The organism is Amycolatopsis granulosa (assembly GCF_011758745.1).
GTDB classification, from domain to species: domain Bacteria; phylum Actinomycetota; class Actinomycetes; order Mycobacteriales; family Pseudonocardiaceae; genus Amycolatopsis_E; species Amycolatopsis_E granulosa.
Window position 1 is genome coordinate 5,132,547 of sequence record NZ_JAANOV010000001.1, and the last position, 25,256, is coordinate 5,157,802.

Consider the following 25,256-nt stretch of genomic DNA (forward strand, 5'->3'; position numbering starts at 1 on the left):
ATGACCGAGGGCAACTACGCCGACGTCGGCGGGGGCTTGCGGCTGCACTACCACGAAGCCGGCACCGAACACGCGGAAACCGTGGTACTGCTGCACGGCGGCGGCCCGGGCGCGTCGGCGTGGAGCAACTTCGCCCGCAACATCGAGGTGTTCGCCAAGTCGTTCCGGGTCGTCGCCGTCGACCAGCCCGGCTTCGGCCGGTCGGACAAACCGGCGCGGCACCCCCAGTACTTCACGCACAGCTCGGCCGCGGTCGTCGGCCTGCTCGACGCACTCGGCATCGGCACGGCCCACCTGGTCGGCAACTCGCTCGGCGGCGGCACCGCGGTGCGGCTCGCGCTGGACCACCCGGAACGCGCCGGGCGGCTCGTGCTGATGGGGCCGGGCGGGCTGAGCACCAACCTGTTCGCACCCGACCCGACCGAAGGCGTCCGCGCGCTCAGCCGGTTCGCCGCGCCACCCGGGCCCAGCAAGGAGAAGCTCGCCGCGTTCCTGAGGCTGATGGTGTTCGACCCGTCGCTGATCACCGACGAGCTGATCGAGGAGCGCTACGCCGCCGCCAGCACGCCCGAATCGCTGGCTGCGATGCGCGCGATGGGTGCCTCCTTCGCCGGACCGGACCACGAGCAGGGCATGCTCTGGCGCGACGCGTACCGGCTGCGGCAGCGCGTGCTGCTCGTCTGGGGCCGCGAGGACCGGGTCAACCCCCTCGACGGTGCGCTGGTGGCGCTCAAGACGATCCCGCGCGCCCAGCTGCACGTGTTCGGCCGTTGCGGGCACTGGGTGCAGCTGGAGCGTTTCGACGAGTTCAACCGGCTGGCCCTGGACTTCCTGCGAGGTGAATGAGATGGGCATCCGCTCGCTGGCCTACCTGCGCATCGCGGCCACCGACATGGCCGCCTGGCGCGAGTACGGGCTCAAGGTCCTCGGCATGGTCGAGGGCAAGGGCTCCCATCCGGAGGCGCTCTACCTGCGGATGGACGACTTCCCGGCGCGGCTGGTGATCGTGCCCGGTGAGACCGACCGGCTGGCCGTCGCCGGATGGGAGACCGCCGGAGCGGCCGATCTCGACGAGGTGCGGGCGCGGCTGGACGCGCACGGCGTGCCGTACAAGGAGGGCAGCGCCGAGGTGCTGGCCGAGCGCCGGGTCACCGAGCTGATCAGCTTCGACGACCCGTCCGGCAACACCCTGGAGGTGTTCCACGGCGTCGCGCTCGAGCACCGGCGGGTGGTGAGCCCGTACGGGCACCGGTTCGTGACGGGTGAACAGGGTCTCGGGCACGTGGTGCTGTCCACCCACGACGACGACGCGGCCCTGCACTTCTACCGGGACGTGCTCGGGTTCCGGCTGCGCGACTCGATGCGCCTGCCGCCGCAGATGCTCGGCCGCCCGGCGGACGGTCCGCCGGCGTGGCTGCGGTTCTTCGGCTGCAACCCGCGCCACCACAGCCTGGCGTTCCTGCCGATGCCCACCCCGAGCGGGATCGTGCACCTCATGATCGAGGTGGAGCACACCGACGACGTCGGCCTGTGCCTGGACCGCGCGAAACGGCGGGGCGTGCCGATGTCGGCGACCCTGGGCAGGCACGTCAACGACCTGATGCTGTCGTTCTACATGAAGACCCCGGGCGGGTTCGACGTCGAGTTCGGGTGCGAGGGCCGCCAGGTCGACGACGAGTCCTGGATCGCGCGGGAGAGCACCGCGGTGAGCCTGTGGGGCCACGACTTCAGCGTCGGGATGCAGCCATGATCGAGGCCGCGATCGAGCCGGCCCGGTTCCGCCAGGTGCTCGGGCACTTCGCCACCGGCGTCACCGTCGTGACCACGATGGACGGTGCGGAGCCGGCCGGTTTCGCGTGCCAGTCGTTCGCGGCGCTGTCCCTGGACCCGCCGCTGGTGCTGTTCTGCCCGGGCCGGGCGTCGCGGACCTGGCCGGTGATCGAGCGCAGCGGCCGGTTCGCGGTCAACGTGCTGGCCGAGGGGCAGCACCACGTCAGCCAGGTGTTCGGCGCCCGCGGGGCGGACAAGTTCGCCGCGGTCGGCTGGCGCACCGCGCCGTCCGGGTCCCCGGTGCTGGAGGACGCGCTGACCTGGGTCGACTGCGCGGTGGAGACGGTGTTCGAAGGCGGCGACCACTGGGTCGTGGTGGGCCGGGTGACCGCACTGGGCGAGCCGTCCGACGGGCGGCCCCTGCTGTTCTACCGCGGCCAGTACACCGCCGCGGCGCCGGTCCGGGCGGACGTGATCAGCTGGGCCGGCCCGGACGACTGGCTGTGACCTGCCGCCCGGCGCCGCGCGGCTCTAGAGTCGGGTAATGGATCTCAGGCAAGACGCGCACGAGCTGTCCGGCGACCTCGTGGCACTCCGGCGCGCGCTCCACCAGGTTCCCGAACTCGGTCTCGACCTGCCCCGCACCCAGGAGACGGTCCTCGGCGCCCTCGACGGCCTGCCCCTGGAGATCAGCACCGGCACCGGCCTGTCGTCGGTCACCGCGGTGCTGCGCGGTACACGGGACGGCGGCGGTGGCCCGGTCGTGCTGCTGCGCGGCGACATGGACGCGCTGCCGGTCACCGAGGACACCGGGGCCGAGTTCAGCTCGCGGCACGAGGGGCGGATGCACGCGTGCGGTCACGACCTGCACACCGCGGGGCTCGTCGGCGCCGCGCGGCTGCTGTCGACACACCGGGACCGGCTCGCCGGGGACGTGGTGTTCATGTTCCAGCCCGGGGAGGAGGGCCACGACGGTGCCGGGCGCATGATCGCCGAGGGCGTGCTGGAGGCGGCCGGCCGTCCGGTCGCCGAAGCGTACGGGCTGCACGTGGTGTCCGCGATGATCCCGCGCGGGACGTTCGTCTCGCGGCCGGGACCGCTGATGGCCGCCTCCGACGGCTTGTTCGTACGGGTGCTCGGCGCCGGCGGGCACGGGTCGCGGCCGCACGCCGCACTCGACCCGGTGCCCGCGGCGTGCGAGATGGTGACCGCGCTGCAGACGATGGTGACCCGCCGGTTCAGCGTGTTCGACCCGGTCGTGGTCACCGTCGGTACGTTCCACGCCGGCACCCAGCGCAACATCATCCCCCCGGAGGCCCGCTTCGAGGCCACCATCCGCAGCTTCTCCCGGCAGGCGCGGGAGCGGGTGGCGGAGCTGGCCGTCCCACTGTGCCGGGACATCGCCGCGGCGCACGGCCTCGAGGTGGAGGTCCGCTACGAGGCCGAGTACCCGGTCACCGTCAACGACCCGGCCGGGCACGAGTTCGTCGCCGAGACCGTGCGGGAGGTGTTCGGCGAGGAGCGGTTCGCGGTGGCTCCGGATCCGGTCACCGGGTCCGAGGACTTCTCGCGCGTGCTGGATCGCGTCCCGGGCGCGTTCGTGTTCCTCGGCGCGACCTTCGCCGACGACCCCGACTCGGCTCCCTACAACCATTCTCCGCAGGCATCGTTCGACGACAGCGTGCTCGCCGACGGTGCGGCGCTGCTCGCCGAACTGGCCGCGCGGCGCCTGCAGGGGGTGCCGGCATGACCCGGATCCTGTTCGCCGGCGGCCGCGTGTTCGACGGCACCGGCAGCGACCCGTTCGAGGCGGACGTGGTGGTCGAGGACGGGCGCATCGCCGGGATCGGCACCGGCCTGGACGGCGACGAGGTCGTCGACTGCGCCGGCGCCACGCTGCTGCCCGGCCTGTTCGACTGCCACGTGCACGTCACGGTGTCCGACATCAGCCTGATCAAGCAGTTCCAGAAACCGTTTTCCTACCAGTTCTACGAGGCCGCGCGGAACCTGCGCAGCACCCTGGAGCTGGGCATCACGACGGTGCGGGACGCCGGCGGCGCCGATCTCGGCATCAAGAAAGCGCAGGCGGACGGACTGATCACCGGTCCGCGGCTGGACATCTCGATCGGCATCATCAGCCAGACCGGCGGGCACGGCGACGATTGGATGCCCTCCGGGCACTGCGTCCCGCTGACGCTGCCGCATCCCGGCCGCCCGCGGACGGTGGCCGACGGGCCGGACGAGATGCGCAAGGTCGCCCGCACCCTGCTGCGCGCCGGGGCCGACGTGCTCAAGGTGTGCACCACGGGCGGTGTCCTCTCCCCGGGCGACGACCCGCGGCACACGCAGTTCTCGCCGGCCGAGCTCGACGTGCTCGTCGCCGAGGCGGCGATGCAGGGCAAGGCGGTGATGGCGCACGCGCAGGGCACCGACGGCATCAAGAACGCGGTGCGGGCGGGGATCCGGTCCATCGAGCACGGGATCTACCTCGACGACGAGGCCATCGACCTGATGCTCGCGCACGGCACCTGGCTGGTGCCGACGCTGATCGCGCCGGTCGCGGTGATCCGCGCGGCCCGGGCCGGTGCCGCCCTGACCGACGAGACGATCCGCAAGGCCGAGGACGTCGCCGAGGTGCACGCCTGCTCGGTGCGCCGTGCGGTCGAAGCCGGGGTGAAGATCGCGATGGGCACCGACAGCGGTGTCGGCCCGCACGGCACGAACCTCGAGGAGCTGCCGTTGATGCAGGCGGCCGGGATGACGCCGGGCCAGGTGCTCGCGGCATCCACCTCGTCGGCCGCCGAACTGCTCGGCTACGGCGACTCACTGGGCCGGCTCGCGCCCGGGTTCCGTGCCGACCTGGTGGTCGCCTCCGGCGACCCCTACGACCTGGCCGCGCTGCCCGGGCGCATCCGGGAGGTGTGGCAGGACGGCGTGCGGGTGGTGGCCCCGGGCTCACCGCAGTGACCTCTGCGACCTCCGCGACCTCCGCGTGGGTGCCGGCGTCCGCAGCTGGACGCCGGCACGCGAAAAGACCCCCGGGCCGCACCGAACTGGGGGAGGAGGGCGCGGCCCGGGGGCCTACGCTCCAGCGCCCGAGGGGGAGGTAAGCGCCGGAGCTCCGGCCGGTGTGAAACTGGGGAGGATGACACCGGCCGTATGCCACCAGGATAGCGCGCGTTTTCCCGCCTGAAGCGGTTTCTCAGGAACTCGACAGGTTCTGCGCGGGTACGGGTCAGAGCACCAGATCGGCGAGAACGACGTTCAGCGCCGCGGCGAAGGTTTTCGCGTCCCGTTGCGGGGCCAGGTGCGCCCCGGGCAGCTCGACGAACGGCAGTCCGAGTTCGAGGGCGAGCGCGCGAGCCGGCCGGTAGTGGTAGTAGCCGCGGCTGCCCTCGCCCGCGGTCAGCACGATCGGCACCGGGCTGCGGCGCAGCGCGTCCAGGTCCGGCAGGTAGCGGTAGATGCCGGCGAGTTCACGGTCGAACAGCACCTGCCACTCGTGTTCGTGCGGCAGGCGCACCGTCTTGAGCGGGGGCAGCCCGGCGCCCGCGATCGAGGCGAGGAAGGCCCGGAAGGCGCCGAAGACGTCGCCGGATGCGCTCCGCGCCGCCTGTTCCTCGGCGAAGGCGATCCAGTCCTCGGCGTCGGGCAGCAGGCCGACCGCCGGTGGCTCGTGCACGACCAGGCCACCGACGACCTCCGGGTGCCGGACAGCCAGCTCCAGGCCGATCTGGCCGCCCGCGCTGCTGCCGAACACGAGCGCCTTGCCGTAGCCGAAGTGCTCGATGACGGCACGCGCGTCGTCGGCGTGGCGGGTGACGGTGAGCGGGCCGCCGGTGGGGCTCGCGCTGCCGAAGTGACCGCGCCGGTCGTAGCCGAGGACGGTGTAGTCGGCGGCGAGTTCGTCGGCGAGGGCGTGGTAGGCGGCCGCGGCTCCGGTGCCCCCGGTGACCAGGAGCAGGGCCGGACCCGATCCGCGTCGCTCGACGTGCAGTTGCCCGTCCGGCACCGGGCACGTACCGCTGTCCGAGATCATGTGCGCAGTCAAGCACAGCGCGGTGGCCGGCCCCGCCGCGAGGGCCGCGTCCGCGCTCGCCCTCCACAGTGGATCAGGGCCGGCCCCGGTGCGCCGCCGGCTGGTCCCGTTCGGCCAGGAACACCAGTTCCGCGCCGGGCCGGTCCGGCGCGTCCCGCACGTCCGCCACGCGGAACCCCTGGGCCGCCAGGGTTTCGGTGATCTCCCCGCGGTCCCGGAACCGCAGCGTCGAGTCCGAAGTGACCACTGCGCCGTCGTCGTGGAACCGGTAGGTGAACCGGAACGAGACGAGCGGCAGGCTGACGTCGGTCACCTCGAGCCGCCGGGTCACGGTGCCCGCCCCGGGGACGTCGAGCACGAGCGGTTCGCCCGCCGCCCAGTCCTCCCAGGCGCGCCGGTCCGGGCGCCGCGTCTCGAACACGAGCCGGCCGCCCGGCCGCAACGCGGCGTGGATGCCCGCGAGCGTGCGGCTCCACTCCTCGTCGGTGACGAAGACCTGCGCGACGTTGCCCGCCATGACGGCGAGGTCGGCCGCGGCGCGCGGCACGTCGGTGGCATCCCCGTGGATCCAGGTCACGCGGCCGGTGGTGTCCTTCGCCCTGGCGATCTCCAGCGAGGCCGCGGCCGGATCGACGCCGATGACGGTGCGCCCCCGCCCGGCGAGCAGCACCGCCAGGCTGCCCGTCCCGCAGCCGACGTCGAGAACCCGCTCCGCGCCGAGTTCGTCGGCGATCGCGAGGTAGTGGCCGAGGTCGTCGCGGGGGCCGTCGAAGGTGTCGTAGACCGCGGCGAGACGGGGGTGGGCGAAGATCGCGTCCGGCATGTCCGCACCGTATTCGCGGCCGCCGCCCGGCGCGACCGGTTTCCCCGCCGCCCCGGCGTGTTCGCCGCTCACGGCAGCGTGTTCGCCGCTCCGGTCGGTGTGTTGGCCGCCCCGGCCGGCCTTGGCTGTCCGCGTCGGCGGAACTACAGCCGCTCCAGGACGGTGGCCGTGGACAACGCGCCGCCGGCGCACATGGTCACCAGCGCGGTGGTCCGGTCGCTGCGTTCCAGCTCGTGCAGCGCCGTGGTGAGCAGCCGCGCGCCCGTGCTGCCGACCGGGTGCCCGAGCGCGATCGCGCCGCCGTTGACGTTGACCCGCTCCGGGTCCGGCGCGTGCACCTGCTGCCAGGACAGCACCACGGCCGCGAACGCCTCGTTGACCTCGAACAGGTCCACGTCACCGATCGTCATGCCCGCGCGCTCCAGCACGCGGGAGGTCGCCTGGACCGGGCCGTCGAGGTGGTAGTACGGCTCGGCCCCGACCAGCGCCTGCGCGCGGATCCGGGCACGTGGCCGGAGTCCCAGCGCGGCCGCTCGGGCGGAGTCCATGATCAGCACGGCGGCGGCCCCGTCGGAGATCTGGGACGACGTGCCGGCCGTGTGGATGCCCCCGTCGAGCACCGGCGTGAGCCGGGCGAGGCCCTCCGGCGTCGTCTCGCGCAGGCCCTGGTCCCGCGCGACGAGCCGGGTCTCCCCGGTCGGCTGCCCGTCGGTGTCCAGCACCGGCGCCTTCACCGGCACCACTTCGCGGTCGAACCGGCCCTGCGCCCACGCCGTGGCCGCCTTCGCCTGTGAGGCCAGGCCGAACCGGTCCGCCTCCGCCCGGGTGATGCCACGCCGTTGTGCGATCCGCTCCGCCGCGCCGTACTGGTTGGGCATGTCGATCGACCACGAGCCGGGCTTCGGCGTGCCGGCGTCCACTCCGCGGTTCGCGCCGAGCGGGATCCGGCTCATCGCCTCCACGCCGCACGCGATGCCCGCCTCGATCGCGCCTGCCGCGATCAACCCGGCGACCAGGTGCGCCGCCTGCTGGGCGGAGCCGCACTGCGCGTCGACGGTCGTGGCGCCGGTCGTCTCGGGCAGCCCCGCGTGCAGCCACGCCGTGCGCGTCACGTTGCCCGACTGCTCACCCGCCTGCGTCACGCACCCGCCGATAACCTGTTCCACGATCGCGGCGTCCAGCCCGGCCCGTTCCACCAGCGCCCGCTGCGCGGACCCCAGCAGCTCCGCGGCGTGCAACCCGGCCAGCCAGCCACGTCGCTTCCCGACCGGGGTCCGCACGGCCTCGACGACGACGGGTTCACCCACGACGGCACTCCCTTCTCCGGCACCAGCATCAAAGTAGAACCTGTTTCAATATCGGGCAAGTGTGATCCAGGTCAACCGCTATTCGGTGACGAATCGGACGCTATGCGACGACCAGGGATTTCAAGATCGAGTAAACGGGTATCACTCAAAAGCTCGACTTGGTTAACACCGTATGCTCTAATCGAATCTAGAACGTGTTCCACGACCACGTGAGGCACCTCGGGAGGTAGCCGTGGCCACGCCCCTGATCCCCGCCGGCTTCGATTTCACCGACCCCGACCTGATCGCGACGCGGCTGCCACTGGCGGAGTTCGCCGAGCTGCGCAGGACCGCACCGGTCTGGTGGAACGCCCAGCCGTACAACCGCGCGGGGTTCCGCGACGACGGCTTCTGGGTCGTCACCCGCCACGAGGACGTCAAGACCGTGTCGAGGGACAGCGAGCTGTTCTCCTCGCGGGAGAAGCTGGCGATCATCCGCTTCGACGAGACGATGACCGACGAGAGCCTCGACGCGAACCGGCTCGTCCTGCTGAACATGGACGCTCCGCAGCACACCAAGCTGCGCCGGATCGTGTCGAAGGGTTTCACGCCCCGCGCGATCTCCCGGCTGGAGGACACCCTGCGCGAACGCGCGGCCCGCATCGTGCACGAGGCGAAGCGGAAGGGGTCCGGGGACTTCGTCGAGGACGTCGCGTGCGAGCTGCCGCTGCAGGCGATCGCCGAGCTCATCGGCATCCCGCAGGAGGACCGGCGCAAGATCTTCGACTGGTCCAACCAGATGATCGGCTACGACGACCCGGAGTACGACGTCGAACCGATCGCGGCCTCGGCCGAGCTGGTCGGCTACGCCTGGAACATGGCCGAGCAGCGGCGCACGTGTCCGATGGACGACATCGTCACCAAGCTGGTCCAGGCCGATGTGGACGGTGAGTCGCTCAGCTCCGAGGAGTTCGGGTTCTTCGTCATCCTGCTGTCGGTGGCCGGCAACGAGACCACCCGCAACGCGATCACGCACGGCATGAAAGCCATGCTCGACCACCCGGAGCAGTGGGAGCTCTACCGCGAGCGGCGGCCGAAGACGGCGCCGGACGAGATCGTCCGCTGGGCGACACCGGTCATCGCCTTCCAGCGGACCGCGACCGCCGACACCGAACTGGGCGGGCAGCACATCCGCGCGGGCGATCGGGTCGGCATGTTCTACAGCTCGGCCAACTTCGACCCGGAGGTGTTCGACGAGCCGGAGCGCTTCGACGTGCTGCGCGACCCGAACCCGCACGTCGGCTTCGGCGGCACCGGCTCGCACTACTGCATCGGGGCGAATCTCGCACGGCTGGAGATCGACCTGATCTTCAACGCCATCGCCGACGAAATGCCTGGTATCCGTGAGGTCGCACCTCCGGAGCGGCTGCGGTCCGGCTGGCTCAACGGCATCAAGCACTACCGGGTGGCCTATACATAGGGGTTACGCTCACACCTCCCAGGTGATCGTCTGCGGCCAGGAGGTGCCCGGTGCCCGTCGTCCCGCCCACCCCGGAAGAACTCGCCGAACTCGGCGCGCGTTACGGCTTCCACTTCAGCGAAGCCGATCTGAAGTCCTTCACCGGTCTGGTGGAGGCCAACCTCGCCGCGCACAACGCCGTCGAGCGCCTGTACGCGCGTTCGGCGCCCACCGCCCCGCACCGGGACTTCTCCTGGCCCGGGGACAACCCGCTCGGCGCCTGGTACGTGCGCACCCGGATCCCGCCGACCGGCGACGGTCCGCTGGCCGGCCGCGAGGTGGCGGTGAAGGACAACATCGCGGTCGCCGGTGTCCCGATGATGAACGGCTCCCGCGCGGTGGAAGGGTTCGTGCCGCGCCGTGATGCGACCGTCGTCAGCCGGGTGCTCGCGGCGGGCGGCACGATCGCCGGCAAGGCGGTGTGCGAGGACCTGTGCTACTCCGGGTCCAGCTTCACCTCGGCCAGCGGCCCGGTCCGCAACCCCTGGGACCCCACCCGCCAGACCGGCGGCTCGTCGTCGGGCAACGCGGCCCTGCTCGCCGCGGGCGAGGTCGACTTCGCCATCGGCGGTGACCAGGGCGGTTCGGTGCGGATCCCGGCGGCGTTCTGCGGCGTGGTCGGGCACAAGCCGACGCACGGGCTGGTGCCCTACACCGGCGCGTTCCCGATCGAAACCACGATCGACCACCTCGGCCCGATGACCCGCACCGTGCGGGACGCGGCGTTGCTGCTGGCCGTTCTCGCCGGCGACGACGGCTACGACCCGCGCCAGTTCCGCACGCCCGGGCCGCAGGACTACCTGGCCGCCGTCGAGCAGGACATCCGCGGCCTGCGGGTCGGGGTGCTCACCGAGGGATTCGGGCTGCCGGTGTCCGAGCCGGGGGTCGACGACGCCGTGCGCGCCGCGGTCGACCGGCTCGCCGCCGCGGGCGCCGTGGTGTCCGAGGTGAGCGTGCCGTGGCACCGCGACGGGTTCGACGTGTGGACCGTGATCGGCACGGACGGCACCGCCCGTCAGATGATCGACGGCAACGGCTACGGCATGAACGTCTCCGGCCGGTACGACCCCGAGCTGGTGGTGCACTTCGCGCAGGGCAGGCGCGCGCACGGCGACGCCATGTCGGACATGCTCAAGACCGTGATCCTCACCGGTGCCCACGCGGCGGAGCGCTACGACATGCGGCACTACGCGATGGCGCGCGAGCTGGCGTGGGAGCTGCGGGCGGCCTACGACGCGGCGCTGACCGAGGTGGACGTGCTGGTCCTGCCGACCGTGCCCTACGTGGCGAAGCCGCTGCCCGGGCCGGACGCCAGCCACGAGGAGAAGATGGCCAACGCGCTGGCCATGGTCGGCAACACCGCACCGTTCGACGCGAGCGGCCACCCGGCGATCTCGGTGCCGGCCGCCCTGGTGGACGGCCTGCCGACCGGGTTGATGATCGCGGGCCGCCGCTTCGACGACGCGACGGTGCTGCGCGTGGCCGCGGCCTACGAGCGGGAGGTGGGTGGTTTCCCCGCGCCGCGGTAGCACAGCAGCACCGCTTCGCCCTTCCGCCCGGCCGAGTGCAGCCGCAGCTCGGCGGGCGGGGTGCGGTCGGCGAACAGCCGCCGCCCGGTGCCGAGCACCGTCGGGAACACCATCAGCCGGTATTCGCCGACCAGGCCGTGGCCGGCCAGCTCGTGCACCACGCTGAGGCTGCCGGTGACGATGACGTCCTGGACGGCCGTGCGCGCGCGGACGGCCGGGACGAGGTTGTCCCCGAGCACCGACGAGTTCTGCCACCCGCCGGCGGCGGCCAGGGTCCGGGACGCGACGAGCTTGGGGATGGCGTTCATCCGCGCGGAGAACTCGTCGGTGCGGCCGGGCCAGATCTTCGCGAACAGCTCCCAGGTGGTGCGGCCGAGCAGCAGCACACCGGTGTCGAGCACGGGTCCGAGCTCGAACTTGTCGCCGGCGACCGCCTCCGGGCCGTGCCGGAACGCCCAGCCGCCGCCCGGTGTGCCACCGGAACCGTCCGGGTCCTCGGCGACGCCGTCCAGCGTGACGAACTCGATGACGATGACCTTGCCCATGGTGTGCTCCTCGGTTGTCCTCGCCGGCCGGGGTGGCTCGGCGCAGGTACGTACCGGCCGGAGCGGTCATACTCATCGCGATGCCGATCGCCGATTTCGCCGCGCGCACCGAACCGCACCGCCCGGAGCTGCTCGCGTACTGCTACCGGATGCTCGGGTCCGTCCACGAGGCCGAGGACCTGGTGCAGGAGACGATGCTGCGGGCGTGGCGGGCGCGCGGGCGCTACGACGAGCGCAAGGCGTCGATCCGGACCTGGCTGTACCGCATCGCGACGAACGTGTGCCTGACCGCGCTGGAGGGCAGGGCACGCCGCCCGCTCCCGTCCGGGCTCGGCCCGCCGAGCACGGACCCCGGGACGCCGCTGCGGCCGGCGTTCGACGTGCCGTGGTTGCAGCCCTTCCCGGACGCCCGGCTGGACGACCCCGCCACGCGCGCGGTGCACCGGGACAGCATGCGGCTGGCCCTGGTCGCCGCGATGCAGCTGCTGCCGCCGCGGCAGCGCGCCGTGTGGGTGCTGCGTGAGGTGCTGGAGTTCAGCGCCGCGGAGGTGGCCGGTCTGCTCGGCACGTCGGCCGCCGCGGTGAACAGCGCGCTGCAACGGGCGCGGGCGGGGCTGGGCGGCGCCGTCCTCGACGACATCACCCGCCCCGCCGACCCGGCCGCCCGCCGGACGGTGGAGGCCTACGTCCGCGCCTTCGAAGCGGGCGATGTCGGTGCGCTGGTCGAGCTGCTCACCGACGACGCCGTGCTGGAGATGCCGCCGGTGCCGCTGTGGTACCGCGGCCGCGACGACTACGCCGCGTTCATCCGGCGGGTCTTCGCGATGCGCGGGACCGGCTGGCGGATGGTCCCGGTCGCGGCCAACGGGCAGCCGGCCGTGGCCGCCTACGCGCCGAAACCGGGGACCGGGCACCGGCTGCACACGCTGCAGCTGTTCACCGTGACCGGTGGGAAGATCGCCCGCACCGTCGTGTTCGGAGACCCGGCGGTGTTCGCGACCTTCGGCCTGCCGCCGGTCCGTCAGGGCTTGCCCGCGCCCACCACCCACATCGCGAAGTACTGCGATCCACCGCCGTAGGCGTGCCCGAGCGCGCGCCGGGCGCCGTCGACCTGGTAGTCACCGGCCCGGCCCATCACCTGTTTGGCGGCCTCGGCGAAGCGGAGCATGCCGGACGCGCCGATCGGGTTCGACGACAGCACCCCGCCGGAGGGGTTGACCGGCAGCCGCCCGCCCAGTGCGGTTTCGCCGGCCTCGGTCAGCCGCCACCCCTCGCCCTCGGGCGTGAAGCCCAGGTTCTCCAGCCACATCGGTTCGAACCAGGAGAACGGCACGTAGATCTCCGCCGCGTCGATTTCGGACAGCGGGTCGGTGATCCCCGCCTCCCGCCACAGCGCGGCGGCCGCATCCCGGCCCGCCCGCGGGTTCACCTGGTCCCGCCCGGCGAACGTGGTCGGTTCGGTGCGCATCGCGGTCGCGTGCACCCAGGCCACGCCGCTTCCGGCCGCGTCACCGGCGGTCTCGTCACCGATCACCATCGCGCACGCGCCGTCCGACGACGGGCAGGTCTCGTCGTAGCGGATCGGGTCCCACAGCACCTGCGAGGCGCGCACCTTCTCCACCGTGATGTCCGGCTGCCGCAGGTGCGCGTACGGGTTGAGCGCCCCGTTGCGCCGGTCCTTCGCCGCGACGATCGCGCCGACGTGCTCGGGCGCGCCGGACCGCCGGATGTAGGACCGCACGTGCGGCGCGAAGTACCCGCCGGCACCGGCCCCGACCGGCATGGTGAACGGCGGCGCGATCGACAGCGCCCACATCGCGTTCGACTCGGACTGCTTCTCGAACGCCACCGTGAGCACCCGGCGGTGGATGCCGGACTGCACCAGGCTCGTCGCGACCAGCGCCGTCGACCCGCCCACCGAACCCGCGGTGTGCACGCGCAGCAACGGTTTCCCGGTCGCGCCCAGCGCGTCGGCCAGGAAGAGCTCGGGCATCATCACGCCCTCGAACAGGTCCGGCGCCTTGCCGACGACGACCGCGTCGATGTCCGGCCACGCCACCCGGGCGTCGGCCATCGCCCGGTCGATCGCCTCGCGCAGCAGACCGGGCATGGACACGTCGGTCCGTTTGGCGCGGTGGTGGGTCTGCCCGGTGCCGAGCACCGCGGCGAGCTGTTTCGCCATTCATGCCTCCAGGACCGCGACGAGGTTCTGCTGCAGGGCCGGCCCGCTCGTGGCGTGCGCGAGCACCTTCGACGCCTCCCCGGTGAGGATCCGGCTGGCGGCCTCGCCGATGCGCGCGAGCCCGGCCGCGAACATCGGGTTGCCGGCCAGCGCGCCGCCCGAGGGGTTGATGCGGACGTCGTCGCCGAGCCCGAGCGCGGTCCGCAGGATCAGCTCCTGGTGGGTGAACGGCGCGTGCAGCTCGGCGATCTCCACGCCGCCGGTGCCCACGGCCCGGCCGGCCGCCTCCGTCGACGGTGACCGGGTCAGGTCGCGGGCGCCGAGCACGGGCGTGTCCACCCGGTGTTCGATGCCCGTGATGACCGCCGGGCGCTCGGCGAACTCGGCTGCCCGGTCGGCGGCGGCCAGGACGATCACCGCCGCGCCGTCGGTGACCGGCGCGATGTCGTGCGCGCGCAACGGGTCCGCGAGGTAGGGCGCGTCCAGCAATTCGGTGACCCCGCAGACCTCGGTGCCCCCGGAGACCTGGGCGAAGGGGTTGCGGGTGGCGTCGGCGCGGCTGCGGGCGGCGACCGCGGCCAGGTCCTTCTCGCTCCACAGCCCGGCGTCCAGCCCGAGCCGGGCCTGCAGGGCGGCGATGCTCACCGAGTCCGGCCACAGCGGCGCGACGGTGTAGGGGTCGAGCTGCAAGGCCAGCACCCGGCGCAGCTGTCCGGCCGAGGACTTGCCGAATCCGTACACCAGCGCGGTGTCGGCCTCGCCGGTGCGGATCTTCAGCCACGCCTCGTACAGCGCCCACGCCGCGTCCATCTCGACGTGCGACTCGTGGATCGGCGGGAACGCGCCGATCGCGTCGATGGCGGAGATGAACGAGAACGCCCGGCCCGCCAGGTAGTCCGACGAGCCCGAGCACCAGAACCCGATGTCCTGTTTGGACAGTCCGGTTTGCTCGTAGACCTGGGCGAGGATGGGCACGAGCATCTCCACGCCGTTGGTGGTGCCCGGGGTGGAGCGCACGTTCGGGGCCTGGGCGAACCCGACCACCGCGACGTCCCGCATGGCAGTTCCCCTCTACAGGTGGTGGGCGAAGGACTCGTACGGCGCGTCCGGCTCGCCGGTCGGCTCGAAGTGGCTGATGTTCTCCAGGCTCGTCCACCACTCGTCCCGCGGCTTCCAGGCCGCGCGCACCCGCATGCCCATCCGGACCTGCGCGGCGTCGCAGCCGAGGACCAGGTGCAGGAACGCGATGTCGGCGCCGTCGAGCAGGATGTAGGCCGCCACGTACGGCGGCGGGATGCGCTGGCCGAGGAACGGCACGTTGACGATGCAGAAGGTGGTGACGATCCCGGTGTCGGGCAGCTCCACCTCGTCCACTGTGGGCACACCGTCGGTGGGGCACGCGCCGCGCGGCGGGATGTAGACCTTCCCGCAGGCGGGGCAGCGCTGCCCGGTCAGCTTGCCCTCCGCGAGCCCGCGCAGGTAGCGGCTTTCCTCCGGCGAGGCCGAATGCCGGTAGTGCAGCTGGATCGGCGTGACCATGACACCGTCCTGCGCGGACTCCGGCGGCGGCGCGGGGGAGGGCCCGTCCGGGGCGCCGACGGGCAGGAAGTAGGCGATGTCGCGGATGTGGCCGACCGGCTCGGCGGCCCAGCGGGCCCGCACCCGCATCCCGGTGCTCATGTCGGCGGGGCCGGGCACGTGCACGGCGTGCAGCATCGCGGTGTCGGCGCCGTCCAGGCGGATCAGCGCCCACGCGAACGGCGTGGTGAGCGGCTGGCCCGCCAGCGGTTCGGCCATCCACGACCAGGACAGCACCGTGCCCTCGTCGGACACCGGCACGAACTCGGTGAGCGCCGCGGCGGTGACCGGGTCGTACTCGACCGGCGGCACGTGCACGCGCCCGTCCGCGCCGCGCACGCCCTCGATGCGGCGCTCCCGCAGCCCGGCGGCGAACCGGCCGAGCACGGGCCCGAGGGACCGGGTGTAGTCGAAGGCCAGATCCAGCGGTGCGGACAGCGATGTGCTCACGACTCGAAGTGAAACACGTTCTCGATCTGACGGCAAGACGCTCTGCACGCGGCTTGCGCGTCAACTGGAACAGGTTCTAGATTCGGGGTTATGACCACCACACTGGAGACCATCGGCCTGTGGCGGATCGCGGCCGGGCACCCGGACCGGACGGCCGTCGTGAACCCCGACGGCGGCGAGGTCGGCTACGGCGCGCTCGCCGGCAAGGGCGACGCCTACGCGCGTGGCCTGCGCGAGCTGGGCCTGGAGACCGGCGACGTGGTGGTGGTGCTGCAACCCAACGGCGCCGAGCTGCTCGCGGCCTACTTCGCCGCGCTGCAGACCGGGCTGTACGTGGTGATGGTCAACTGGCACCTGGTCGGTCCCGAGGTCGCCTACATCCTGTCCGACTCCGGCGCGAAGGCGTTCCTCGCGCACGAGCGGTTCGCCGAGGTGGCCACGGCGGCGGCGGACGAGGCCGGGATCCCGTCCGGCGCGCGGTTCGCCGTCGGCCGCATCGACGGGTTCCGCGACGTGGCCGAGCTGGGCGCCGGGGGGAGCGGCCGCCCGCAGGTGCGGACGGCCGGGTCGCCGATGCTCTACACGTCGGGCACGACCGGGCGGCCCAAGGGCGTGCGCCGCCCGCTCAGCGGCGCCGACCCGGACACCGTGCCGGCCGCGTCCACGTGGTTCTTCGGCATCTTCGGCCTCGAGCCGTTCGACGGGCACGTCCACCTGTGCGGGTCGCCGCTCTACCACACGGCGGTGCTGAACTTCGCGTCGATCTCGATCCAGCTCGGGCACCCGGTCGTGCTGATGGACCGGTGGGATCCGGAGGAGATGCTGCGGCTGATCGAGCGGTACCGGGTCACGCACAGCCACCTGGTGCCGACGCAGTTCCGCCGCCTGCTGGCGCTGCCGGAGGAGGTGCGGTCGCGGTACGACCTGTCGTCGCTGCGGAACATGATCCACGGCGCCGCGCCGTGCCCGCCGGAGGTCAAGCGGCGGATGCTGGAGTGGTGGGGTCCGGTGGTGACCGACTACTACGCCGCGACCGAGGGCGGCGGCACGATGATCACCGGTGCGGAGTGGCTGCGCAAGCCCGGCTCGGTGGGGCGGCCGTGGCCCGGGTCGGTGGTCAAGATCCTCGACGACGACGGCAACGAGCTGCCGCCGGGCCGGCCGGGCGCGGTGTACATGCGGATGGGGTCGTCGACGTTCGAGTACCACAAGGACGCCGAGAAGACGCGCAAGGCGCGGGCCGGGGACCTGTTCACCCTCGGCGACGTGGGGTACCTGGACGAGGACGGCTACCTGTTCCTGCACGACCGCAAGAGCGACATGATCATCTCCGGCGGGGTGAACATCTACCCGGCGGAGATCGAGAACGAGATGGTCGTGCACCCGAAGGTCGCCGATGTCGCGGTGTTCGGCATCCCGCACGAGGACTGGGGCGAGGAGATCAAGGCCGTCGTGCAGCCCGCACCCGGCGTGGCGCCCGGGCCGGAGCTGGCCGCCGAGCTGCTGGAGTGGGTGCGCGGGCGGCTGGCGAAGTTCAAGCTGCCACGCAGCGTGGACTTCGCCGAGGAACTGCCGCGCGACCCGAACGGGAAGCTGTACAAGCGGAAGCTGCGCGATCCGTATTGGACGGACCGGCAGATCTGACGGCACGGTCCCGGCACGGCTGCCACCCCGCGCACCGAGAGCCGCGGGGCGCGGGGCCGAGCCGTGACCGCGGGCACCCGTTTCACGGCGCCCGCCGGGGCAAGCGGCGTCAGCGGCCTTCGAACCGGGGTGTGCGCTTCTCCGTGAACGCCCGCGGGCCCTCCTTGGCGTCCGCGGACCGGAAGACCTCCAGCCCGTACCGGGCCTCCAGTGTGAACGCCTCCTCCTCGGCCATGGCCTCGGTGTCCCGGATCGTGCGCAGGATCGCCCGCACCGCGAGCGGGCCGTTGGCCGCGATCAGGTCCGCCAGCTCCAGCGCGCGGTCGAGTGCGGTGCCGTCGGGCACCACGCTGCCGATCAGGCCGATCTCCTTGGCCTCGGCCGCGGTGAGGTGCCGTCCGGTCAGCAGGATCTCCGCGGCCATCGTGTACGGGATCTGCCGCGGCAGCCGGACCGCCGAACCGCCCATCGGGAACAGGCCCCAGCGGGCCTCCGAGACACCGAAGCGGGCGCTTTCCCCGGCCACCCGGATGTCGGTGGCCTGCAGGATCTCGGTGCCGCCGGCGATGGCCGGGCCTTCCACGGCCGCGATCAGCGGTTTCGTGAGCCGGCGGCCCTTGAGCAGTCCCTCGATGCGAGCCGGGTCGAACGTGCCGCGCTCGTAGGAGTCGGCGGGGGAGTTGCGGCTCATCGACTTCAGGTCCGCGCCCGCGCAGAACGCCCCGCCCGCCCCGGTGAGCACGCAGCACCGGATGCCCGGATCGCGGTCCACCCGGTCCCACGCGCCGGTCAGGATCGTCAGCATCTCGCCGCTGATCGCGTTGCGGACCTCCGGCCGGTTCAGCGTCACCACGAGCGTGTGCGCGCGTTGTTCAACCAGGGCGTGCGGCTGTGGCATGAGTACCTCCCCGTTCGGCGCCATTGCCCAAAACGATAACATGTTCTAGTTTGACGGAGTGGCTTACAACATCGCGGATCTGCTCGAGCACGCCGTCGACGCCGTGCCGGATCGCCCCGCGGTCATCTGCGGAGAGCGGCAGGTGACCTACGCCCAGCTGGACGAGCGGGCCAACCGGCTCGCGCACCACCTCGCCGCCCAGGGCATCGGCCCCGGAGCCCACATCGGCGTCTATTCCCGGAACTCCGTCGAGATGATCGAGGCGATGTTCGCCGCGTACAAGCTGCGTGCCATCGCGATCAACGTCAACTACCGCTACGTGCGCGGCGAGCTGGAGTACCTGTTCACCAACGCCGACCTGGTCGCGCTGGTGCACGAGCGGCAGTACGCCGACCGGGTGGCCGCGGTGCTGCCCGCCGCGCCGGAACTGAAACACGTACTAGTAATCGACGACGACAGTGGCGCGGACTTCGCCGGCTACGGTGGCGTCGACTACGAGACCGCGCTGGCCGCGCAGCCGCCCCACCGCGACTTCGGCGAACGCAGCTCCGACGACCTCTACATCCTCTACACCGGTGGCACCACCGGATATCCCAAGGGCGTGATGTGGCGCCACGAGGACGTCTGGCGCGCCCTCGGCGGCGGCATCGACTTCCTCACCGGCCAGTACGTCCCGGACGAGTGGGCGATGGCCGAACAGGGCAAGCGGGGCGGGATGGTCCGGCTGCCCGCCGCGCCGCTCATCCACGGTGCCGCCCAGTGGGCCGCGTTCGGCGCGATGTTCAGCGGTGGCACGGTCGTGTTCGTGCCGCAGTTCGATCCGCACCTCATCTGGCGTGAGGTCGCCCGGCACCGGGTCCAGGTGCTCACGATCGTCGGGGATGCGATGGCGCGCCCGCTGATCGAGGCCTACCACCAGGGCGGGTACGACGCGTCGTCGCTCGTGGCGGTGTCCAGTCACGCCGCGCTGTTCTCCCAGCCGGTCAAGGAGGAGTACCTGCGGACCTTCCCGAACCTGGTGCTCACCGACGCGATCGGCTCCTCGGAGAGCGGTTTCACCGGCATCGGGATGGTCGCCCGGGACGCCGACCACTCCGCCGGGCCACGGGTGAACTTCGGCAAGGACGCGGTCCTGATCGACGAGGACGACCGCGTGGTGCCCCGGGTCCCCGGCGCGACCGGCCGGATCGCGCGGCGCGGGCACGTCCCGCTGGGCTACTACAAGGATCCGGCCAAGACCGCGACGATCTTCGTCGACATCGACGGCCACCGTCACGTCGTGCCCGGCGACTACGCCCGCTACGAGTCCGACGGCACCGTCACCCTGCTCGGCCGCGGCTCGCAGTGCGTCAACACCGGCGGCGAAAAGGTCTTCCCGGAGGAGGTCGAAGGCGCGCTGAAGTCCCATCCGGACGTGTTCGACGCGCTCGTCATCGGCGTGCCGGACGGCCGGCTCGGCCAGCGGGTCGCCGCGATCGTCCAGCCGCGGCCCGGCGCCGGCCTCGATCTGGGCGCCCTCGAGGCACACGTGCGGACGCGGATCGCCGGGTACAAGGTGCCGCGCAGCGTGTGGATCGTCGACGAGATCGGCCGGCTGCCCAGCGGCAAGCCGGACTACCCGTGGGCGCAGCGGCACGCCGCCGGGAACCCGCCCGCTCAGCCGCAGAACGCTTGAAGGAGACCGTATGCGCACCGCGTTGTGCGAGAGGTTCGGCATCCGGTACCCGATCATCGGGTTCACCCCGTCCGAGCACGTGGCCGCCGCGATCAGCAAGGCCGGCGGCCTCGGCGTGCTCGGTTGCGTGCGCTTCAACGACGCCGGCGAGCTCGACCGGGTGCTGGACTGGATGGACGCCAACACCGACGGCAGGCCCTACGGGGTCGATGTCGTCATGCCCGCGAAGATCCCGGCCGAGGGGGCCGCGGTCGACCTCGCCAGGCTGATCCCGGACGAGCACCGCGCGTTCGTCGAGCGGACCCTGCGCGAGCTGGGGGTGCCGGCCCTGCCGGAGGACACCGAGGAGCGCGCTGGCGTGCTCGGCTGGCTGCATTCGGTGGCCCGCTCGCACGTCGAGGTCGCGCTCCGGCACCCGATCAAGCTGATCGCCAACGCGCTCGGCTCCCCGCCGGCCGACGTGATCGAGCAGGCCCACGCGCACGGGGTGCCGGTCGCGGCACTCGCCGGCAAGGCCGGGCACGCGGTGCGGCACGTGGACAACGGCGTGGACCTCGTGGTGGCGCAGGGCTACGAGGCCGGCGGGCACACCGGCGAGATCGGGTCGATGGTGCTGCTGCCGGAGATCGTCGACGCGGTGGGCGACCGGGTACCGGTGCTCGCGGCGGGCGGCATCGGCTCGGGGCGGCAGGTGGCGGCGGCACTGGCGCTCGGCGCGTCGGGCGCGTGGACCGGGTCGATCTGGCTCGCCACCGAGGAGTACCTGCGCACCATGCCCGAGTCGGCGGCCATGCAGACCGCACTGGTCGGGGCGACCTCGTCGGACACCGTGCGGACGCGCATCTACACCGGCAAACCCGCGCGACTGCTCAAGACGCGCTGGACGGAGGCGTGGGCGGCGCCGGACGCACCCGAACCGTTGCCGATGCCGCTGCAGAACCTGCTGGTCAGCTCCGCGCACAACCGCATCCACGCCGCGGGCGACCCGACGGTGGTGTCGATGCCGGCCGGTCAGATCATCGGCCGCATCGACCGGGTGCGCCCGGTGGCCGAGATCGTCGCCGACCTGGTCAGCGGCTACGCGGAAACCCTCACCCGCCTCGACCGGACCCGGTGACCGCACCCACCCCCAGCGCCGTGTTCGCCGCTCGGGGCGCTGTGTTTGCCGCTGCGGGCGGTGCGTTGGCCGCTCAGCGCCGGGTGCGGTGGCGCGAGGTGACGAACCACGCCACCACACCGACCGCCAGCACCACGACGCCGCTGATCACCGACGCGACCGGCAGGCTGAACGCGAGCACCACGCACCCGGCCAGGCCCACCGCCGGCACCACCCGCCGGGTGCGCAGCGTCCACGCGCTCGCGTTCGCGATGGCGTAGTAGGTCAGCACCGCGAACGAGGAGAACCCGATCGCGCCGCGCAGGTCGGTCACCAGCACCAGCGCGGCCACCACCACGCCGATCGTCACCTCCGCCCGGTGCGGCACGGCGAACCGCGGGTGCACGGCCGCCAGGGGCGCGGGCAGGTGACCGTCCCGGGCCATCGCGAACGTCGTCCGGGACACGCCGAGCACCAGCGCCAGCAGCGAGCCCAACGCGGCCAGCGCCGCCCCGGCGCGGACCACCGGCGTCAGGACCGCCCACGACGTGCCGGCGAGCGCGGCCGCGATCGGGTCCGGAGTGGACGCCAGGCGCGCCGGCCCGAGTTGCCGCAGCAGGAAAACGGCCACCAGCGCGTACACGACGAGCGTGATCCCGAGCGCGATGGGGACGGCCCGCGGGATGGTGCGCGCCGGGTCCCGCACCTCTTCGCCGAGCGTGGCGATGCGGGCGTATCCGGCGAACGCGAAGAACAGCAGCCCGGCGGACTGGAGCACCCCGCCGGCCGCCGCCACCGGCGTCAGCCGTGCCGGCGCGGGGGTGCCCGCGACCGCCATCGCCAGCACCGACCCGGCCAGCACGACGAGCGTGATCGTCACGATGACCTTGGTGACCGTCACCGACCGCTGCACCCCGCGGTAGTTGAGCGCCGTCAGCGCCAGCACGGCGGCCGCCGCGATCAGCGACTGCGCCGGCCGCCCCGCGCCGGGCGCGGCGTAGGACGCGACCGTCAGGGCCATCGCCGCGCAGCTCGCGGTCTTCCCGACGACGAAACCCCACCCGGCGAGGTAGCCCCAGAACGCGCCGAGCCGTTCCCGCCCGTAAACGTAGGTCCCGCCGGACGTGGGGTACCGCGCGGCCAGCCGGGCCGAGGAGGTGGCGTTGCAGTAGGCGACCACCGCGGCCAGCGCGAGCCCGATCAGCAGCCCGGTCCCCGCGGCGCGCGCGGCCGGTGCGAAGGCCGCGAACACCCCGGCCCCGATCATCGAGCCGAGCCCGATCACCACCGCATCGCCGGTGCCGAGCCGTCGCTCCAGTCGTGTCACGGGGCGACCGTAACCGACCGGCACCCCCGCGCGGCCGGTTCGTCACCGGATGTTCGGCGGCCGTTCGAGCGCGGCTAGTTTGCGCCGCAGCACCGCCCGTTCCCGGTCGTTGCCGCACAGCTCCACGGCTCGCGCCAGCTCGGCCCGCGCCTCCCGGGCCCGGCCCAGCCGGGTGAGCAGCTCCCCGCGCACCGTCGGCAGCAGGTGCGACCCGCGCAGCGCGCCATCCGCGGCCAGCGAATCCACGATCGGCAGTGCCGCCGCCGGCCCGTGCGCCATCGACACCGCCACCGCCCGGTTGACCTCCACCACCGGGGACGGCGCGAGCCGCCCGAGCGCCTCGTAGCGGAGCACCACCCGCTCCCAGTTCGTCTCCGCGACCGACGGCGCGACCGCGTGGCACTCGGCGATCGCCGCCTGCAGGCCGTACGCCCCCAGCCCGCGCCCGACCGCCCCGGCCCGGGCCAGGGCCGCCCGTCCCCGCTGGATCGCCGAGCGGTCCCAGCGGCTGCGGTCCTGGTCCTCCAGCAACACCGGCTCGCCGTCCGGTCCGGTGCGCGCCGGGAACCGCGCCGCGGTCAGCTCCAGCAACGCCAGCAACCCGTGCGCCTCGGGCTCGCCGGGCATCAGGCGCGACAGCACGCGGGCGAGGCGCTGGGCCTCCCCGGCGAGGTCGAACCGGATCAGGTCGCCGCCCGAGCTGGCCGACGAGCCCTCGGTGAAGATCAGGTAGATCACGTTGAGCACCGAGCCGAGCCGTGCGGCCCGTTCCTGCGGCGGCGGGACCTCGAACGGCACCCGCGCCGCGGCGAGGGTCTTCTTCGCCCGGGTGATCCGGGCCTGCACCGTGGCGGTCGGTGTCAGGACCGCCCGCGCGATCTCGTCGCTGGTCAGCCCGCCCACCACGCGGAGGGTCAGCGTCAGCCGGGCCTCCCGGGACAGCACCGGGTGGCACGCGATGAACATCAGCGCGAGCACGTCGTCGTCGATCTGGTCCGGGTCCCAGTCGCCGGTGACGGCGTCCTCCCGCTCCTCGTTCGCGAGGACGGCGTACTTGGCGTCCAGCGCGGCGCGCCGGCGGAACGCGTCCACGGCGCGGCGCCTGCCCACGGTGTGCAGCCACCCGGCGGGATTGCGGGGGACGCCTTCCCGCGGCCACGTCACCAGTGCCTCGGCCAGCGCCTCCTGCGCGAGGTCCTCGGCCAGCGCGAAATCGCCGGTGTAGCGCGCGAGCGCACCGACGATCCGCGCCGACTCGATCCGCCAGACGGCGGCCACCGCATCCCGCTCGGTCATCTCAGAGCTGGCCGTGCGCCTCGCGCCACGCACGCTCCTTCTGGATCCACTCGTTGTCCTGCGGGAACTCGTCGATCGTGGTCACGCGCCGGATCTCGGTCTTGAAGCCCTTGCCCTTGATCGGCGAGCGCCTGGCCCACTCGATCGCTTCCTCCTTCGAGGCCACGTTGAGGATGTAGAAGCCGCCGAACAGCTCCTTCGTCTCCCCGTACGGGCCGTCGGTCACCACCGGTGGCTCGGTGGAGTAGTCGACCACCACGCCTTCGTTCGCGTCGTCGAGCCCTTCGGCGGCCACCAGCACCCCGGCCCGGATGAGCTCCTGGTTGTACCGGCCGGTGAGCTCGAGCATCTCGGTGAAGTCGACGTTGCCCAGGTTCGCGAACGCCTCGTCGGTGGCCCGCCAGATGAGCATGAACTTCATGGTGGTTCTCCCTCGATGTCCGGGTTCCGTCGAACCCTCTCACCGCTGAGTCGAACGGGGAAGGGACCGGATCGACATCGCCCGCGGAGATTTTCGTGCAACCGGTCCGCCGGGTCGTTCCGTCTGGGCAGGCATGAGGTGGCGTGTGACGACGTGCGGGCTGGGGCTGGTCCTCCTCCTGGCCGCGGCCTGCGGCGGGCAGACCGGCACCGGCGGCCCGCCCGGTGGCGGGGCCACCTCCACCGTGCCCGCGGCGCCGTCCGCACCGGCGACCCGCGTGCCACCGGCGCTGCCCGGCGGGCCGCGCGAGATGCAACCACCCGCCGGGGTCACCCCGGTGCCGGCCGGCCGGGTCGACGCTTCGGCGCTGCCCGCGGACTTCCCGCGCGAGGTGTACGTCAGCGCCGACGGCAGGCAGCTGTTCGTGCGCGCCGAGGAGGGCGGGTGCGGGCGTGCCGCCGCCGAGCTCACCGCGCAGGACACGCAGCGGGTGGTGGTCACCCTGGTGGAGAGCAGGAGCAACCTGGCCGGCCAGATGTGCACGATGGACCTGCGTTACCCGGTGGTCACGGTGACCCTGTCCGCTCCCCTGAACGAGCGGATCGTCGTGCTCAAGAGCGCCACGCGAGGTTACTGACCGGTAGGATCGCGGCATGACGTCACGCCAGGTCGCGGCCACACGCAAAGTCGCGGCACCCCCGGAGAAGATCTTCGAGCTGCTCACCGACCCGTCGAAGCACCCGCTGATCGACGGATCCGGCACGGTGCTGGCAGCGCGGCGGGACGGGCCGGAGCGGCTCACGCTCGGCTCCCGGTTCGGCATGGACATGAAAATGGGCGCGAGCTACCGCATCCGCAACACGGTCGTCGAGTTCGAGGAGAACCGGCTGATCGCCTGGCGGCACTTCAACGGGCACCGGTGGCGGTGGCGGCTCGACCCCCGTCCGGACGGGTCCACCGACGTCACCGAGACCTTCGACTGGTCCACGGCACGCGTTCCGCTGCTGATCGACCTCAGCTTCTTCCCGCGCAAGAACCGGCAGGCGATCGAGAAGACCCTGGACCGGCTCGTGCGGATGTTCGAAGCGTGAGCACGGGGGTGTGGCCTACTTCGCGGTCCGCGGCGCGTAGCGCGCACCACACCACAGCGTGGGAGAGCGCGCGCAGGCGGTAACGTC

At 72.7% G+C, this 25,256-nt stretch carries 24 protein-coding genes; 13 read left to right on the forward strand and 11 right to left on the reverse strand.

Annotation, left to right across the window (positions count from 1 at the left end; genetic code table 11):
• The 5 genes from hsaD to FHX45_RS25195 are packed head-to-tail and all read left to right on the forward strand — an operon-like array spanning position 1 to position 4,737.
• On the forward strand, positions 1 to 846 hold the full coding sequence (hsaD, locus tag FHX45_RS25175; RefSeq protein WP_167106833.1) for a 4,5:9,10-diseco-3-hydroxy-5,9,17-trioxoandrosta-1(10),2-diene-4-oate hydrolase: 846 nt from the start codon (positions 1 to 3) through the stop codon (positions 844 to 846).
• A 1-nt stretch (position 847) separates the two neighbouring features.
• On the forward strand, positions 848 to 1,750 hold the full coding sequence (gene hsaC / locus FHX45_RS25180; protein ID WP_167106836.1) for an iron-dependent extradiol dioxygenase HsaC: 903 nt from the start codon (positions 848 to 850) through the stop codon (positions 1,748 to 1,750).
• Positions 1,747 to 2,277 (forward strand): 3-hydroxy-9,10-secoandrosta-1,3,5(10)-triene-9,17-dione monooxygenase reductase subunit, encoded by a 531-nt coding sequence (gene hsaB, locus FHX45_RS25185; protein WP_167106839.1) that lies wholly within the window; start codon positions 1,747 to 1,749, stop codon positions 2,275 to 2,277. Before hsaC ends, hsaB begins: the two co-directional genes overlap by 4 nt.
• Positions 2,278 to 2,314: 37 nt before the next feature.
• Positions 2,315 to 3,520, forward strand: a complete 1,206-nt coding sequence (locus FHX45_RS25190) for a M20 metallopeptidase family protein (protein ID WP_167106842.1) — start codon at positions 2,315 to 2,317, stop codon at positions 3,518 to 3,520.
• On the forward strand, positions 3,517 to 4,737 hold the full coding sequence (locus FHX45_RS25195) for a metal-dependent hydrolase family protein (protein WP_167106845.1): 1,221 nt from the start codon (positions 3,517 to 3,519) through the stop codon (positions 4,735 to 4,737). The genes FHX45_RS25190 and FHX45_RS25195 overlap by 4 nt, the downstream gene beginning before the upstream one ends.
• A 268-nt stretch (positions 4,738 to 5,005) precedes the next feature.
• Here FHX45_RS25195 and FHX45_RS25200 read toward each other — a convergent pair whose 3' ends face one another.
• From FHX45_RS25200 to FHX45_RS25210, 3 genes are all read right to left on the reverse strand, one after another.
• Positions 5,006 to 5,809 (reverse strand): alpha/beta fold hydrolase, encoded by an 804-nt coding sequence (locus tag FHX45_RS25200; RefSeq protein ID WP_167106848.1) that lies wholly within the window; start codon positions 5,807 to 5,809, stop codon positions 5,006 to 5,008.
• A 73-nt stretch (positions 5,810 to 5,882) separates the two neighbouring features.
• Complete coding sequence (locus tag FHX45_RS25205) at positions 5,883 to 6,632, reverse strand: class I SAM-dependent methyltransferase (protein WP_167109431.1); 750 nt, start codon at positions 6,630 to 6,632, stop codon at positions 5,883 to 5,885.
• A gap of 143 nt (positions 6,633 to 6,775) precedes the next feature.
• On the reverse strand, positions 6,776 to 7,939 hold the full coding sequence (locus tag FHX45_RS25210; protein ID WP_167106851.1) for a steroid 3-ketoacyl-CoA thiolase: 1,164 nt from the start codon (positions 7,937 to 7,939) through the stop codon (positions 6,776 to 6,778).
• A 232-nt stretch (positions 7,940 to 8,171) separates the two neighbouring features.
• Here FHX45_RS25210 and FHX45_RS25215 point away from each other — a divergent pair, with 232 nt between their 5' ends.
• Together FHX45_RS25215 and FHX45_RS25220 are read left to right on the forward strand one after the other, a co-directional pair.
• Positions 8,172 to 9,398 carry a cytochrome P450 gene (locus tag FHX45_RS25215; protein ID WP_167106854.1) on the forward strand — a complete coding sequence of 409 codons (1,227 nt, stop codon included), beginning with the start codon at positions 8,172 to 8,174 and terminating at the stop codon, positions 9,396 to 9,398.
• Positions 9,399 to 9,448: 50 nt separating this feature from the next.
• A complete protein-coding gene (locus FHX45_RS25220) occupies positions 9,449 to 10,966 on the forward strand; it encodes an amidase (RefSeq protein WP_167106857.1) in 1,518 nt (505 codons plus the stop codon).
• On the opposite strand, the gene FHX45_RS25225 is transcribed toward FHX45_RS25220, so the two are convergent.
• A complete protein-coding gene (locus FHX45_RS25225; protein ID WP_167106860.1) occupies positions 10,927 to 11,511 on the reverse strand; it encodes a dihydrofolate reductase family protein in 585 nt (194 codons plus the stop codon). The two genes, FHX45_RS25220 and FHX45_RS25225, sit on opposite strands and share 40 nt — an antisense overlap.
• 80 nt (positions 11,512 to 11,591) lie before the next feature.
• Here FHX45_RS25225 and FHX45_RS25230 point away from each other — a divergent pair, with 80 nt between their 5' ends.
• The gene (locus tag FHX45_RS25230) at positions 11,592 to 12,590 is read left to right on the forward strand and encodes a sigma-70 family RNA polymerase sigma factor (RefSeq protein WP_208406106.1); all 999 of its coding nucleotides are present in this window, start codon (positions 11,592 to 11,594) and stop codon (positions 12,588 to 12,590) included.
• Here the strand turns inward: FHX45_RS25230 and FHX45_RS25235 are convergent.
• From FHX45_RS25235 to FHX45_RS25245, 3 genes are read right to left on the reverse strand one after another with little or no spacing between them, the layout of a single operon-like run.
• On the reverse strand, positions 12,533 to 13,693 hold the full coding sequence (locus FHX45_RS25235; protein ID WP_167106864.1) for a thiolase domain-containing protein: 1,161 nt from the start codon (positions 13,691 to 13,693) through the stop codon (positions 12,533 to 12,535). The genes FHX45_RS25230 and FHX45_RS25235 overlap by 58 nt on opposite strands.
• Complete coding sequence (locus FHX45_RS25240; RefSeq protein ID WP_167106866.1) at positions 13,694 to 14,752, reverse strand: thiolase domain-containing protein; 1,059 nt, start codon at positions 14,750 to 14,752, stop codon at positions 13,694 to 13,696.
• Between the two features lie 12 nt (positions 14,753 to 14,764).
• A complete protein-coding gene (locus FHX45_RS25245; RefSeq protein WP_167106869.1) occupies positions 14,765 to 15,721 on the reverse strand; it encodes an OB-fold domain-containing protein in 957 nt (318 codons plus the stop codon).
• Positions 15,722 to 15,811: 90 nt separating this feature from the next.
• On the opposite strand from FHX45_RS25245, the gene FHX45_RS25250 reads away from it, so the two are divergent.
• Positions 15,812 to 17,365 carry an acyl-CoA synthetase gene (locus FHX45_RS25250; protein WP_167106872.1) on the forward strand — a complete coding sequence of 518 codons (1,554 nt, stop codon included), beginning with the start codon at positions 15,812 to 15,814 and terminating at the stop codon, positions 17,363 to 17,365.
• A 109-nt stretch (positions 17,366 to 17,474) separates the two neighbouring features.
• On the opposite strand, the gene FHX45_RS25255 is transcribed toward FHX45_RS25250, so the two are convergent.
• Positions 17,475 to 18,263: a crotonase/enoyl-CoA hydratase family protein gene (locus FHX45_RS25255; RefSeq protein WP_167106875.1), complete on the reverse strand. Its 789-nt coding sequence runs from the start codon at positions 18,261 to 18,263 to the stop codon at positions 17,475 to 17,477.
• 58 nt (positions 18,264 to 18,321) lie between these two features.
• Here FHX45_RS25255 and FHX45_RS25260 point away from each other — a divergent pair, with 58 nt between their 5' ends.
• Both FHX45_RS25260 and FHX45_RS25265 read left to right on the forward strand, forming a co-directional pair.
• Positions 18,322 to 19,938, forward strand: coding sequence for an AMP-binding protein (locus FHX45_RS25260; RefSeq protein ID WP_167106878.1), 1,617 nt, complete (start codon positions 18,322 to 18,324; stop codon positions 19,936 to 19,938).
• A 10-nt stretch (positions 19,939 to 19,948) separates the two neighbouring features.
• Positions 19,949 to 21,055: an NAD(P)H-dependent flavin oxidoreductase gene (locus FHX45_RS25265; protein ID WP_167106881.1), complete on the forward strand. Its 1,107-nt coding sequence runs from the start codon at positions 19,949 to 19,951 to the stop codon at positions 21,053 to 21,055.
• Positions 21,056 to 21,128: 73 nt separating this feature from the next.
• Here FHX45_RS25265 and FHX45_RS25270 read toward each other — a convergent pair whose 3' ends face one another.
• From FHX45_RS25270 to FHX45_RS25280, 3 genes are read right to left on the reverse strand one after another with little or no spacing between them, the layout of a single operon-like run.
• A complete protein-coding gene (locus FHX45_RS25270; RefSeq protein WP_208407696.1) occupies positions 21,129 to 22,352 on the reverse strand; it encodes an APC family permease in 1,224 nt (407 codons plus the stop codon).
• 51 nt (positions 22,353 to 22,403) lie between these two features.
• Complete coding sequence (locus tag FHX45_RS25275) at positions 22,404 to 23,657, reverse strand: RNA polymerase sigma factor (RefSeq protein WP_167106887.1); 1,254 nt, start codon at positions 23,655 to 23,657, stop codon at positions 22,404 to 22,406.
• 1 nt (position 23,658) lies between these two features.
• Positions 23,659 to 24,078 (reverse strand): YciI family protein, encoded by a 420-nt coding sequence (locus FHX45_RS25280; protein WP_167106890.1) that lies wholly within the window; start codon positions 24,076 to 24,078, stop codon positions 23,659 to 23,661.
• A gap of 133 nt (positions 24,079 to 24,211) precedes the next feature.
• On the opposite strand from FHX45_RS25280, the gene FHX45_RS25285 reads away from it, so the two are divergent.
• Both FHX45_RS25285 and FHX45_RS25290 read left to right on the forward strand, forming a co-directional pair.
• A complete protein-coding gene (locus FHX45_RS25285; RefSeq protein WP_167106893.1) occupies positions 24,212 to 24,715 on the forward strand; it encodes a hypothetical protein in 504 nt (167 codons plus the stop codon).
• A gap of 16 nt (positions 24,716 to 24,731) precedes the next feature.
• Positions 24,732 to 25,169 (forward strand): SRPBCC family protein, encoded by a 438-nt coding sequence (locus tag FHX45_RS25290; RefSeq protein ID WP_167106896.1) that lies wholly within the window; start codon positions 24,732 to 24,734, stop codon positions 25,167 to 25,169.
• The last annotated feature ends 87 nt before the right edge of the window (positions 25,170 to 25,256 follow it).